At 45.2% G+C, this 14,364-nt stretch carries 7 protein-coding genes; all 7 read left to right on the plus strand.

What is annotated here, in order from left to right; translation table 11 throughout:
• Nucleotides 1-212 precede the first annotated feature (212 nt).
• Nucleotides 213-4,064, plus strand: coding sequence for a glycosyltransferase (locus tag QUB44_RS11830; protein ID WP_333367109.1), 3,852 nt, complete (start codon nucleotides 213-215; stop codon nucleotides 4,062-4,064).
• Between the two features lie 273 nt (nucleotides 4,065-4,337).
• Nucleotides 4,338-5,087: a peptidylprolyl isomerase gene (locus QUB44_RS11835; RefSeq protein ID WP_333100464.1), complete on the plus strand. Its 750-nt coding sequence runs from the start codon at nucleotides 4,338-4,340 to the stop codon at nucleotides 5,085-5,087.
• Nucleotides 5,088-5,207: 120 nt separating this feature from the next.
• A complete protein-coding gene (locus tag QUB44_RS11840) occupies nucleotides 5,208-8,213 on the plus strand; it encodes a peptidase domain-containing ABC transporter (RefSeq protein ID WP_333367112.1) in 3,006 nt (1,001 codons plus the stop codon).
• 58 nt (nucleotides 8,214-8,271) lie between these two features.
• Nucleotides 8,272-10,272: a chromosome partitioning protein ParA gene (locus tag QUB44_RS11845; protein ID WP_333367116.1), complete on the plus strand. Its 2,001-nt coding sequence runs from the start codon at nucleotides 8,272-8,274 to the stop codon at nucleotides 10,270-10,272.
• Between the two features lie 225 nt (nucleotides 10,273-10,497).
• On the plus strand, nucleotides 10,498-12,201 hold the full coding sequence (locus QUB44_RS11850) for a hypothetical protein (protein ID WP_333367121.1): 1,704 nt from the start codon (nucleotides 10,498-10,500) through the stop codon (nucleotides 12,199-12,201).
• A 3-nt stretch (nucleotides 12,202-12,204) separates the two neighbouring features.
• Complete coding sequence (locus QUB44_RS11855; RefSeq protein WP_333367124.1) at nucleotides 12,205-12,966, plus strand: glycosyltransferase family 2 protein; 762 nt, start codon at nucleotides 12,205-12,207, stop codon at nucleotides 12,964-12,966.
• On the plus strand, nucleotides 12,959-14,023 hold the full coding sequence (locus QUB44_RS11860; RefSeq protein WP_333367126.1) for an NAD-dependent epimerase/dehydratase family protein: 1,065 nt from the start codon (nucleotides 12,959-12,961) through the stop codon (nucleotides 14,021-14,023). Before QUB44_RS11855 ends, QUB44_RS11860 begins: the two co-directional genes overlap by 8 nt.
• Nucleotides 14,024-14,364 lie beyond the last annotated feature (341 nt).

The raw sequence follows: 14,364 nt of genomic DNA on the forward strand, positions 1-14,364 counted from the left end.
CTCTCTTCTCTTCCTCTGCGTTCTCTGCGCCCTCTGCGGTTCATTTAATCTTATTCACCCATCCTACAAGGATTGCTATATCTTAGCAAATATTGAGCAAACTTATAATTTATTCTCAACCCATATCCTCATTTAGCGCGATTGAGGATATCCATTAATTCTGTTTTTTCCCCAAAAATTAACCTAACAATTTACTGAATACATTATCAACTATGAACCATAATCTAGGAATGAACATCGCCGGCTACATCAGCGGCGAATTTGGCATAGGAGAAGGTGTCCGAGCCAACATCAGAGCCGCAGAAGCCGCCAACATTCCCTTCGTTATCAACAATTTTACCCGCAGTCCCCACCGCAAACAAGACACCACCTATCAAAATTTTAGTCAAGACAATCCCCATCCCGTAAACTTAATTCAAGTCAACGCCGATGAAGTTGCAACCTTTATCAAACATAAAGGTTCCAGCTATTTTGACAACAAATACAATATCGGCTTTTGGGCCTGGGAACTTCCCGCATTTCCCCCAGCATGGCAGCCAGCATTTAATCACTTTCACGAAATATGGACTTATAGCAACTATTGCGCCGAGGCAATTTCCGCAGTCTCGCCAATTCCCGTTATCAAAATCATGCCCAGTATTGCTCTTCCCGCAGCTTCCCTTAACAGAGAATCACTGAATTTACCTAAAGATAAATTTATTTTCTTGTTTGTCTTCGACTTTTCCAGCCGTATCGAGCGCAAAAATCCTTTAGCCACAATTCAAGCATTTAAACAAGCTTTTGGCGAAGATGAGCGCGTATTATTGATTGTCAAATCTTCTAATTCCAACAAATTTCCCGATGCTCAAGCATCCTTAAACTCAGCCCTAGGACAGAATTCAAATATCAAACACCTAGACGGGTATTTGTCCAAAGATGAAATTAAGGGTTTGCTGTACAATTGCGACTGTTATCTATCCCTGCACCGCTGCGAAGGATTTGGCTTAACAATGGCTGAAGCCATGTTTTACGGCAAACCCGTAATTGCCACCGGCTATTCATCAAATACAGAATTTATGAATGTCGGCAACAGCTATTTAGTCAAATATAAGTTAATCCCAATTGAGAAAGATTGCGGGCCTTACAAAAAAGGCAATGTTTGGGCCCAAGCGGATGTCGAACACGCTGCTGATTTAATGCGTCATGTCTTCAACAATTACCGGGAAGCTCAACAAGTGGGAGCGATAGCTGCTGAGGAAATTAAGACTTTACTTAACCCGCAAGTTACAGGGAAGAAAATTAGAAAACGTCTCGAATATATTGCCGAGATTACCGATAACTTTCAAAGCATACCTCTGTCAGGAACAGCCAAAGCGAAGTCTGCCAAAATAAGGGCTAACTTGCCACCAGCACAGCAACAAAGTCAATCAAAAGCAGAACTGCTAAACGGACAGCCGAAGGTTAGCATTTGCATTCCGACATACAACGGAGAAGCATTTATTGGAGAAGCAATCAAAAGTGCTTTGGCCCAAACCTACCCTAACATAGAACTGATTATATCCGACGACGGCTCCACAGACCGCACAATTGCGATCGCCCAATCATTCCAATCAGAAACCTCAGTCGATTTCCGCATCATACTGCACCGCAACTACGGCTTATCACAAAACTGGAATTTTTGCATCTCTCAAGCAACAGGTGAATACATTAAATTTCTATTTCAAGACGACTTGCTCGCACCAGAATGTATTGAGAAAATGGTCGCACTCGCCCAAGAGAATCCCAGAATAGGTATGGTTTTCTCCCCGCGCGGCATCACCATAGCTGACAATGAATCTAACCCGATTTTGCGCGGAGCTTCCCAATCAATTAAAGATTTGCATAAAAGTTGGTCGAATTTAAAATCTATTCAGCCAGGAAAAGAATTACTCGCAGATACTAAATGCTTGAACAACCCGATAAACAAAATTGGCGAACCGAGTACCGTCTTAATTGCCGCGCGAGTATTTACAGAAATAGGATTATTTGATTCGGGATTATCTCAGTATGTAGACTTAGATATGTGGTGGCGGATCATGGGGAACTATCACATCGGATTTGTAGATGAAAAACTGTCCTCCCTGCGGATTCATCCCGAACAACAAACTTGGAAAAACTTCGCTGCTGGGGAAAATCATAAGGATGTAGTAAGATTTTACAAAAAACTACTAAATAGTCCTGATTATAGTTTCCTGGATCAACAAATCAAACAGACAATCCGCCAAAAGCTGGCATTGAGAACCCAACCGAGTTTATCGGAATTGTCAGCACTGCTTGAGCAATACAATAAATTCCCCTCAAAACAGCCTCTTCTCGCGCTGCGCCCATACCGCCAACAGCTAGCTGAATATTGGCTAAATTTGCCATCGAGAAAATTAGAAAGTGCTTACTCGAAAGACATGGGGAAAGCTCACAAATTGCTACTAAATAGCGGTATCAAAAATGAAACTTTAACTGAGGAAGAACAAAGTTTTGTCCAGCAGTTATCCTCGAAACTTGCTGCTGAAGGAGGGGAAATTGCCGATAAGATGCCACATCTCCTCGCAGCGATGCTGTACCGCCACGCTTATCAGTTGCCACTTGAGTATAACAATGCAGCGATTCCCCAGTGGTTTTTTGACGACTTTTTGAAATTTATATTTCAGTCTCCCCGTTATTTTAAACAAAACGGGGAAGTAGAAAGGTACTCTGAATATTTCCAGCAGTTAATCAAGTACGTCGCAGCTAATATCGCCCGTTTTCCCGATTCAGAAGTTTGGCGTTATTTAGCGGCTTTCATTGCGAAAAATGTTAGATTCCAAGCTTTGTATTTGAGCAATGTCAATCTGCTCAATATATTGAGTCAGCGAGCTGATATTCTGGACTTTTATTTGAAAAATATCGGCTGTCAAATAGAATGGAATTTTCCTCCGATAGAACCTGAAAGAACTAAAATCCGAGTGGGGTTTTTGCTTAATAAAATTAGTGATGAATCCGAGACTCGTGCTGCAATTTCGAGTTTTGAAGATTTAGACAGAAGCAAATTTGAAATTATCGTGTACCATTTCCAGGTACAAGACGAGCGCCTGGGGAAATATTGCGAAAATTGCGCTGACAAACTGGTGCAACTGTCAGAAGATTTGCCAAATCAAGTCCGAGAAATGCGATCGCACGATTTAGATATTCTGCTAATCTGCACCAATACTACCGACACTTCTCAACCAAGCGCGCTGCTGTGCCTGCACCGATTAGCGCGGGTGCAAATAGCTACCGGTGCATCAAACCCCGCAACCACCGGAACCCGAAATATCGATTATTTCATTGCTGGAGATTTGACATTGCCCGCAGGTGCAGCAGCAGAGTATCGCGAAAAATTAATTACTTTAGAAGGGTCGGGAGTTTGTGTAAGCTATACTGTAGGATCAGCACCTGCCACAGTTGAACCGACTCGCAGGAGTTGGGGAGCCACCGACGAATCTGTAGTGTTCATGTCCGGCGCTCAAGCTTGGACAATTATCCCAGAATTGAGAGAAACTTGGGCAAAAATTATTGCTGCCGTACCGAATTCTATTTTAGTTTTGTATCCCTTTAGTTCCCGCAATGGAAACTATCCGACGGTGCCTTTTTACAACCAAATTCGATCGCTTTTTGCCCAATACGGTATTGACAAAAAGCGCTTAGTTGTGATTAAAGCGCTGCCATCTCGCGCCGATTGCATAAAATGTCTGGAATTGGCTGATATATATTTAGACTCCTATCCATACAGCAGTGGCTGCTCCTTAGCAGAACCCCTGTTGGTGGGGTTGCCTGTAGTGGTAAGAAAAGGGCAAACAACTCGATCGCGACAATCAGCCGCAGTGATCGAAGAACTGCTAATTCCGGAACTGGTAGCAGACAGCGAGAACTCTTATTTAGAGATGAGCACAGCACTGGGAACCAACCCAGAACTGCGTCGGCACTACCGCGATCGAATCCAGCAAAAAATGGCGGCAAACCCCAAATATCTCGACAGTCGCGCTTGCTCGACCCAACTCGAAACACTCTTTGAAAGACTATTCCGAGAGTGAAGGAAGAAGGAAGTTCAGCAACTAAGCAGTGTACGGGATTTAACGGATAGATGTTGAGGGAAGATTTTCCCACTCTCCCACTCTCGCATCCCGTTACCATTCTGAGACCCGCGGGGAACCCCTCGCTAGGCAGAGCGTCAAGAAATAGACAGCAATAGCGCTAGCCCACTGACGGTCTGCTATCATCGGGGAATCGAGGGGTTAGTGGTTGTCGCTCTTTTCCTGCCACAGCTAAATTAAAAGGGGAAGCGCAAGTCAGTTGGAGATAAAAAAATGACAGGACTTTTTCAAATAGGCGATAAATTACTGCAAGCTCAGGATATGCCATCGCTCCTGAAGCGTTATCAGTTGATGCCACAATTCTTGCGGGGTGTAATAGTAGACCAAGCGATCGCATCCTTTAGTTGCAGCGACGAAGAACGAAAATCCGCCGTCGAGAACTTTCTGGCACAACACCAACTGACAGCCCCCGAAGCCAAAGAAGCTTGGCTGCGCGGCCAAAATATGACGGAAGAAGAACTTCAAGAGATGGCCGTTAGGCCCTTGCTGATCGAAAAATTTAAGCAAGCCACTTGGAGACCTAAAGTAGATAATTATTTTTTAACCCGCAAAGCCAGCCTAGACCACGTAGTCTATTCCCTGGTACGCACCAAAAATCCAGCACTGGCAAACGAACTTTACTTTCGCATCCTCGAAGGGGAACAAACCTTTGCTGAAGTGGCCCGCGACTATTCCGAAGGGCCGGAGTCCAAGTCAGGCGGCTTGTTGGGTCCAGTACCCCTCAGCCAGCCCCACCCGGCAATCAGCAAACTTTTGTCCGTCAGCCAGCCAAATCAACTCTGGACGCCGCGTCCTCTGGCAGAATGGATGGTAATTATTCGACTAGAAAAGTTCATGCCGGCCCAGCTCGATGAATCGATGCGGCTGCACTTGATTAACGAACTCTTTGAAAGCTGGCTCGCCGAACAGATATCGCAAATAGGCCCGCTACAGCCCCTCTCCTCCGTGTCTTCAATATCATGACAATCAAGCAATTTGGTCAGGGGCCCCCGGATTTATCCGTGGAGACTTAAAAAAGCGTAGCATCCTGACAAAAACCCCCTGGATTCAATCTAAAATCTAAAATCTAAAATCTAAAATTGGATGACTTCTTCCGCTGTTTCCCTCTCCCAAATTCAGGATTTCCTAGCTCAAACACCTCCCTTTGACCGACTGTCAGAGACGGCTCTGACAGCCTTGGTGGCTAAATGCCAACTCCTCGGCTACCGGACGGGGCAACCCCTGTTTGAACGGGAAAAAATGCCGACTCAGGTGGCAATTATCTATCAAGGCCAGGCCCGGCTGCTGGGCTTTGACCAGCGCTCGCAACGCCACGTAAGTTTACGCTTGGTGCAGTCGAAGGAAATCCTGGGCTGGGCTGGCTTGCTCAGGGGAGTTCCCTGCGAAACGGCGATCGCCTCTACAGATGTGATCGCGATCGTCGTACCCGCCGAAGATTTCCTGAGCGTACTGGAAAAACAGCCGACATTTGGAGAAGCCTTTCGCGAACACTGTTCATTGAGCGAAGTATTTGAACTGTTGAGCCTGGAATTGCAGCGCCAAGCGGACGGCACTTCCAATCTCAAGGAACTCACCCTGCAAGCTTGGCAAGATGCGACAGTTGTCAACGTACCAAACGGCAACAAAAAAACTCAAGACATCGCCAAAGAGCTAGATGCCGATCGAATTTGGCTCGTCAGCAGCGGCGTCTTGGGCGACTTTCCCACCGGCAGCCGCTTCTCTGTGGAAAACGCAGCCAAATCCTTAAAAGTAGAAGGCCGCCTCGGCGCCCGCTTGGTCGGCTTCCGGGAACCCTCAGAACCCCAACCCGAAACAGACTCATTAAATGGCACGACAGAGACAGGAGGCTCTGGCCAGAAGCCACCCGGAACATTAATCGAGGTTATACCCGGCCCTGATCGCCCCCCAGAACCCACAAGCGGTCAACAAAAGGATGCGGGGAGATACCCAGTTTTCCGCGCCAAAGGGCAGATTGAGGCCCCGCTTGCTTGCTTCCAAATGTTGAGCAAGTATTTCGGCCTCAAGTTTCGTCGAGATATCATCCGCAAAGTTCTAGAAAATCAGTTAAAAACCGCCGGTTCTATCAGTATGCAAGCTTGCGGGGCGATCGCCCAAAGCATCGGCCTCACGCCCCAATTGGCGCAAGTGCCAGCAGAAGCCATCAACCGCATCAAAGCCCCCGTAATGATTAAATGGCAAGATAGCTTTGCCATTATTTACAGCATCACCGAGCAAGAATTGGTGATGGCCACGCCCGAACAGGGGTTGATGCGGAAGCGGATACCTCAGTTTAAAGAAATCTGGGGAGAATCAGGAGAAGTCCTGCTGCTGCAAGCTCCGCAAGTCGAACAAAAAGAGCAGTTCAGCTTCTGGTGGTTTGTGCCGGCCCTCATGGAACACAAGACAGTGTTTTTTGAGGTGTTGCTCGCTTCGTTTTTTGTACAGTTATTTGGTCTTGCCAACCCATTAATCAGCCAAATAATTATTGATAAAGTCTTAGGTCAGCGTAGCATTGACACCTTGGATGTTTTGGGTGCCTTTCTGTTAGGTGTTGCTCTGTTTGAAGGACTGCTCAACGGTTTGCGTACCTTTTTGTTTATAGACACCTCAAACCGCATCGATGTCAAATTGAGTGCAGAAGTCATCGACCACTTACTCCGGCTGCCCCAAAATTACTTTGACAATCGGCGTGTGGGAGATTTGGTCTACAAATTCAGCATGATGGGCCAGATTCGGGAATTCATGACGAGTACAGCTCTGACAGTGGTTCTCGATGCGGTATTTTCGGTGGTTTACGTCGCCGTGATGCTCTCTTACAGCGTGCAGCTAACGTTTGTATCTTTGGCAGTGGTACCGATACTGGGGCTGATGATTGTTCTAATCAATCCGCTGGTGCTGCGCCTGATCAAACAAAGAAATATGCGTTTTGCTGACTCTCAATCTTATCTAGTGGAAGTAGTCAGCGGGATTCAAACTGTTAAGGCTCAAAATATTGAATTGAAATCCCGATGGGAGTGGTCGAGCCGCTACGCAAAATACATTACAGCCAGTTTTAAAACAATTATCACGGGGACTACGGCCGGTACGATTAGCGCCTTTTTAAACCAGGTGGGTAACTTAGCTCAGTTGTGGGTGGGAGCTTATTTGGTACTGGGAAATGAGATTACTTTGGGTCAGTTGATTGCTTTCCGAATTATTTCCGGGAACGTGACTGGTTCGCTGCTGCGTTTTGTGAGCGTGTGGCAGAGTTTCCAAGAAGTCTCGATGTCGATCGATATGCTTAAGGATGTGGTCGATACTCCGACGGAAACCAGCGATGAAGACCGGAGCAATATCCCGCTGCCTGCAATTCAAGGGCAGGTTACTTATGAGGAGGTTTCCTTCCGGTTTCTAGAAAGCGGGGCACTGCAATTGGCTAATGTTAATTTGGACTTTCCCGCTGGCAGTTTTGTGGGAATTGTGGGGGGAAGCGGTTCCGGTAAAAGTACGGCGATGAAGCTGTTGCAGCGTCTTTATCCGCCGCTTTCGGGCCGGATTTTTATTGACGGGTACGACATTTCTAAGGTGGAACTTTACTCGCTCCGCAGCCAACTTGGGGTAGTGCTGCAAGATACTTTGCTGTTTAACTGTACTGTGCAGGAAAATATTGCTCTGAGCAATCCCGATGCGAGTACGGATGAGATTGTGCGAGCTGCGAAACTAGCGGTGGCTCACGATTTTATTATGGGCTTGCCTGCTGGCTACAATACGGTGGTGGGAGAGCGGGGTGCGTCGCTTTCTGGGGGTCAAAGGCAGCGTTTGGCGATCGCCCGCACGATTTTGCAAAACCCGAAACTGTTGATTTTGGACGAAGCTACAAGCGCCCTCGACTACCATTCCGAACGCCAAGTTTGCAATAACTTAGCAGAAGCTTTCGCCGGCCGCACGGTGTTTTTCATTACTCACCGCCTGACTACCATCCAAAACGCTGATGTAATTATTATGATGGATCAAGGTTCTGTAGTCGAGCGGGGAACTCATAAAGAATTAATGGCTCTTAAAGGGCGTTACTACTGCCTCTTCCAACAACAAGAGTCATCGAATACCTGATCTCTAACAACTCACAACTGATCACTAACGCTTAACAACTGAGAACTAACAAATGGCTATGAAATCGTTAATACTTTCTGAGCAACCAGTCATTCTCGAAAAACCAGCGATTTGGTCGCACTTGTTTTTGTGGATGATCATGCTGATGACCACTTCTGCTGTAGTTTGGGCTTATTTTGCTAGCGTAGAGCAAGCTGTCCCCGCTGTCGGTCAATTGGAACTCAAAGATGGTGCTAGAGACATCCAAGCACCTGCTACGGGCGCTGTGGTGAGACTTCACGTTGAAAATGGCGATCGTGTGGAAAAGAACCAGCCTCTGCTCACTTTCAACCCCCTTGCACCGAGTGCCGATTTAACATCGATTCAGAAAACTAAAGAAGCTCTGGAAAAGGAAAATAAATTTTACGAAGATGTTGTCAACGGCAAAATTCAAGGCCCTGTTCCTTCTAACCTAGAATCAACCATCAAGGACAGACAGAGCCTTACGGCACAAAATCAAGTGCTGCAAGCTTTGATTGACGAACTGTACCTCAACAGGGGAGCTAGCGGAAATTTTGATCCTGCCCAGCAAGGACTTTATGTTAATTATCGAAAGGAATTTCTGTCTCGCGTAGCCGCTGCCCAAGGGCAAGTTCAGGAGTTGGAACAACAACTGAAGCAAGCTCAGGATGCTGAGAAAGCCGCCGGCGATCAAATGATAGTCGCACAGCAACAATTTGGTTTTGCCCAGAACAAATTAAATTATGCCCAGCAGCAGTTAGATTCATCGAAAGAGCAAGTAAAATCGGCCCAGGCCCAGAAAGATTTGGCCCAAGAACAGTTAGCGAAATCCCAACAAGTATTGAAGTCGAATCAAAACATTCTAGGCAGACTCGCCCCCCTGGTAGAGGAAGGAGCCATCGCTGAACTGCAAAAAGAACGTCAAGAGCAAGATGTTTTCAGAGGCCAAAGCGACGTTCTCAAACAGCAAGATCAAATCAAGCAGCGCGAAGGTGAAATCAACGCTCGCAAAGGCGAAATTAACACGCGCCTCAGTGAAATCAATACCAGCCGAGGCGAAATGAACGCGCGTCAAGGTGAGATCCAAAAAATTAGTGCTGACATACAGCGCCAGCAAGGAGAGCAAGCACGCATTCAGGAGTCGATCGCCCGCGCCCAAGAACAGTTAAAAAACACCAAGGATGCCTGGGCGAGAGAACTTTATACCAAAATTGCTGAAAACGAGAAACAAATTGCCAGCAGCGATTCTCAGCTAAGCCGCTTCAAAGTGGAAAACCTGAAAAAGTTGTCCGAGGTGAACGCTCAGCTAGAAAAGGCTCAACAAAACCGCGACACTCAAGTTCTGAAAGCTCCTGTATCGGGGGTAATCTTTGATTTGAAGCCTTCTACGAAGGAGAAAGCTAAGTTGGATATGGCGAAAGATCCGATCTGCCAATCCATTATTAATTCCGTGCTGAAACCGGGCGAACCGCGCCCAGCACGCTGCGAAGAAGCTTATTACGAAGCGCAGCAAACCGAAAAGCTGCTCAAAGTTTTGGATGACGACAACGGTCTGGAAGCAGTTGTTTACCTGGAAAACAGCAATGTGGCTCTGGTATTGGATGCTTTGAGACAGAAGCGGGCAAAATTGGAGCCGTATCACGGCAAGCAATTAGACGGAGAAAAGATTGACTGCGAAACAGGTAAAATTTGCGTTTGTCCAGAGAAGGAAATTAACAGAGAGAAACTGGGTTTGACGAAATACCAATGCGTTCCTGTGGAAGTGAATGTAGAAGCTTTCCCGGCGATGGAGTTTGGTACTGCTGAGGGTGAAGTGATAGAGATTAGCAGCGATGCTGAGCCTCCTACTGAACTGCGGAAATACTATGCTTTCAAAACCAAAATTAAGCTCAAAAATCAGAAGTTTGTTTTGAACAAGGACAAGGCAAATGAAGTGGAGGTTAACTTGCAGTCGGGAATGTCCGTGAGTTCTAATATCAATATCGGCAAGCGGACTGTTTTGCAGATGTTTATCAACCGATTTACTGGGAAAATGGATACGTTCAAGACTATTAAGTAATTCGGTTAACGGCTATAAAGAAGTAGGGTGCGCCTAGCGCACCTTACCGCTATAAGTAAATACAACGTCCTTGATAAAATTAGGTGGTTAAAACCCCTCAAAAGTTAAACTTTCGTTGGCTGCTAGACTCAGCTTAGCCGAACGTCCTTCGGTGACTAAAAAATAAATGGTATTTAAGCCGGGTTGATATAAAATGGTGATGGCAATCGGTGCGATCGCACATTGATGAAAAAATTAATCTTATTTACTCTATATCTGATTCCTGTTCTCTTATTAATCGGATTTGTATCGAATTTTAGCGTTAACGTTCCCGTTGATGACGAGTGGAGGTTAGCTAGCCTTTTTGAAAAAATAGCTGCGGGAAATGTAACTTTTAACGATTTTTGGGCTTTGCACAGCAACCACCGCATACTTTTCCCTAAAATAATTATTGCGGTGCTGGCTTTTGCTTCCCGATGGAATATTAATTATCAGTTGTGTCTCAGCATAGGTTTGGCGGCGATAACTTTTATCGCTATGTACAAGTTGTCCTCGATGCAAGTTAAGAATATCGCGGATGATTTGTGGCATTTAGCTAATATTTTAACTTGTATTTGGCTTCTCTCTCTAGTTCAGCACGAAAACTGGCTCTGGGGATTTCAATTAGCTTGGTTTTTCGTAAATTTTTGTTTTGTAGCTGCGGTTTATGCGCTGTTTTCCAATCACAAATTATTGCCTAATATTAGAATCTCTATTGCTGCTGTATTCTGCTTTGTTGCGAGTTTTTCGCTGGCTCAAGGCTTGCTGTCTTGGTTGGCTGCGATTCCGGCTGTGGTGGCTTTGGAGGGAAATGCAGCGCAGAAACGAAAAAGAGCGATCGCATGGATGCTGCTGTTTGCGACAACTTGTGCTGTTTACTCAATTGATTATCATCCGACTCGCAAAGCAAGTATTATTTCATTGTTGAATAAGCCGTTTGTGGTGATTGATTACTTTTTGAGTCTGTTGGGTTCGCCAATTGTGCGATCGCCTGGAATTTCAGCATTGGTTGGATTGCTAATATTTGCAACTTTCTTATTTTTTGGATTCCACTTTGGGAGAAAGATTACCGAGCATCGTCAGGCTTTACCTTGGCTGTCAATAGGTTTGTTTTCGGTTTTATCGGCTCTGTTTATTACGGCTGGTAGGGCAGAATTTGGGGCGATTCAGGCGCTCGAATCGTCGAGATATACGACTAATTCGATTTTGCTGTTAATAGCTTTGGTTCAGCTCGGTCAATTGTTTGTCCGAGGTAAGATTTCTACCATAAATCGCACCTATAAATTTGTTTATCGGGTGTTAGCAGGGCTGTTAATTGGGATAATTATTGTTAACTCTCAGCAGGCGATCGCCCAAACTAGATCGGCACTTCTTTATAAACAAGGTGCTCAAGATTGTTTACAGTTAATCAACTATCTGCAACCATCGGATTTTTTTAAGAATTCGCCGGAAAGCTGTTTGAGGGTGCTGAGCAAAAAAACTTGGCTGGTGAGAGAAGGCGCTGCAATAATCGACAAAATAGGTTGGATCAAGTTCGCAAAAAATGTAGAGTTTATTTCTAATACCGAGAAAGTTTACGGTTATTTAGACAAACCTCAAACTAGCGATAAATCCTTGACTGTTAAGCAAAATGATGCTGTCAAGGCTGCTGGTTGGGCGGTTTTGCCAGGAAATTTGAAACAACCAAATATTGTACTGCTATCTGTCGGCGATAAACAATCTTTTTTTGCTAACGCTTATGTAAATTTGGACAGTCCCGACATTGCTGAGAGTTTAAAATCTGAGTTATACAATAATGCCAGGTGGGCTGTTGATTTGTCGGATAATAATTTGCCGATCGCCCAAACGGAAATTAAAGCTTGGGTGTATAATCCTGTTGACAACCAGTTTGTCCAGTTGCGCGGAGGATGAGGAGTGAAAATTTCTGTGATTATACCAGCCCACAATGAGGAGGGCTGTTTGTACGGTACTGTGCGGGCGATCGCCCAGACGCTCGATTTAGAAGGCATTCCGCACGAAATTTTGATTGTGAATGACAATAGTGTCGATCGAACTCTTGATATTTGCCAGGAGTTGTCAGAGACTTTTCCCACAGTTAGATACATCAACAATCAACCTCCGAATGGTTTCGGATTTGCTGTGCGCCGGGGATTGGCGGAATTTGACGGAGATGCTGTGGCAATTGTGATGGCGGATGCTTCCGACGATCCGATGGATTTGGTAGCAGGATACCGCAAGTTGCAAGAAGGATATGATTGCGTTTTCGGTTCCCGCTTTATCAAAGGTGGCTTTATAGTTGATTATCCCATTCACAAGTTAGCAATTAACCGCTTAGCAAACTGGTTTGTCAAAAGTATTTTCGGCCTGCGCTACAGCGATGTCACCAATGCTTTTAAAATTTACCGCAGAGAAGTAATTGAAGGCGTACAACCGATTTTGAGTCATCATTTTAATTTGACAGTAGAACTGCCTTTAAAAGCAATTGTTCGGGGTTTTTCCTATACGGTGATTCCTCTGAGGTGGTACAATCGGACTGCTGGTATTTCTAAGCTGAAAATCAAAGAGATGGGCAGTCGATATTTGTTTATTGTCTTGTATGTCTGGCTGGAAAAACATCTGTCTCGCGGCGACTACCACCGGACTAGAAAGATAGCAAAGTTGAAAGTGAATGCCTGATAAAATTTTAATTGTTGGTGGTGCGGGTTTTATCGGCAGTTGTTTGGCAATTGGCCTGAAGAAACTGCACCCGGAATGGCAAATAATTTGTTTAGATAACCTGCGTCGCCGGGGATCGGAATTGAATCTGCCTCGGCTTAAAAATTGCGGAATTCAGTTTGTTTACGGGGATATTCGCACAGCGGCAGATTTAGATCCAGTTGCACTCAATGCTGACTGCATTATAGATTGTGCTGCGGAACCTTCTGTGCTGGCTGGTTTTAGTTCGCCACAGTACGTTTTGCAGACGAATTTACTGGGCACTGTGAATGTTTTGGAGTTGGCGAGACAAACGGGTGCGAGTTTGCTGTTTTTGTCTACGAGTCGGGTTTATCCGATCGCCAGTGTCAAGTCTGTTAAGCTGTTAGAGTTGCCGAATAGATTTGCGATCGCCCCTGAGCAAACTTTACCCGGTATATCCGAGTTGGGCATATCAGAAGACTTCCCATTAAAAGGACACCGTTCACTTTACGGAGCAACTAAATTAGCTTCGGAATTGCTGATTGAGGAATACAGGGAAGCATACAATGTGCCGGCAATTATTAACCGCTGCGGGTTAATTACGGGTGCTTGGCAAATGGGTAAAGTCGATCAGGGAGTTTGTGGTTTGTGGGTGGCGGCTCACTATTTTCAAAAGTCGCTGAGTTATATCGGTTTTGGCGGCAGCGGGAAGCAAGTTAGGGATTTACTGCACGTTGAAGATTTGTTGAGGTTAGTTAATTATCAGTTAGAAAATTTTGCCAAATTTGATGGTGAAGTTTTTAATGTTGGCGGCGGTGTGAGCAACAGTCTTTCATTGGTTGAGACAACTGATTTGTGCCAAAAGATTACCGGGAAATCGATTTCAATTAATCCTGTTTTGGAGGAACGCGCGGGGGATATTCCGATTTTTATTAGTGATTCTTCTAGGGTGATGGAGAAAACAGGATGGCGGCCTGTTATTGGGCCGGAAGCAGCTTTGCAGGATATTTATAATTGGATTGCTGCTAATGAGGTGGTTTTAAGTTCGATTTTGTAGGGATTTTTTGCACAGTAGATGTTTTGTGGAATTAGGTAATAAAACCATTTCTTCTGTAATATTGAAACGGCACTGCCGTGTCCGGCATTAGGGCACGGCGCCGTGCCCATTGGTGTCAACTTAAGACTGAAATCCTTGATAAATATCGGTTTTACCTGAGTCGAGATCCCCCTAAATCCCCCTTAAGAAGCTATGCTTTATAAGGATCTTTCTTAACAAGAAAGTTGACAAAAATAAACATCTATGCTGTTAAACGATCGGGTGATTGCCCAGGAGTCAGGTTAAAATGATCGAGCAATGGGTAAGACAAGAATTAGAAAAAACTGACTTAGGAGATCCAA

It is taken from the genome of Microcoleus sp. AT3-D2 (assembly GCF_036705715.1).
In the GTDB taxonomy this organism is placed as follows: Bacteria; Cyanobacteriota; Cyanobacteriia; order Cyanobacteriales; family Microcoleaceae; genus Microcoleus.

Bases quoted from the DNA above. Each gene is read 5' to 3' on its own strand.
- QUB44_RS11830 (WP_333367109.1), top strand. From the start codon at position 213: ATGAACCATAATCTAGGAATGAACATCGCCGGCTACATCAGCGGCGAA.
- QUB44_RS11835 (WP_333100464.1), top strand. From the start codon at position 4,338: ATGACAGGACTTTTTCAAATAGGCGATAAATTACTGCAAGCTCAGGAT.
- QUB44_RS11840 (WP_333367112.1), top strand. From the start codon at position 5,208: ATGACTTCTTCCGCTGTTTCCCTCTCCCAAATTCAGGATTTCCTAGCT.
- QUB44_RS11845 (WP_333367116.1), top strand. From the start codon at position 8,272: ATGAAATCGTTAATACTTTCTGAGCAACCAGTCATTCTCGAAAAACCA.
- QUB44_RS11850 (WP_333367121.1), top strand. From the start codon at position 10,498: ATGAAAAAATTAATCTTATTTACTCTATATCTGATTCCTGTTCTCTTA.
- QUB44_RS11860 (WP_333367126.1), top strand. From the start codon at position 12,959: ATGCCTGATAAAATTTTAATTGTTGGTGGTGCGGGTTTTATCGGCAGT.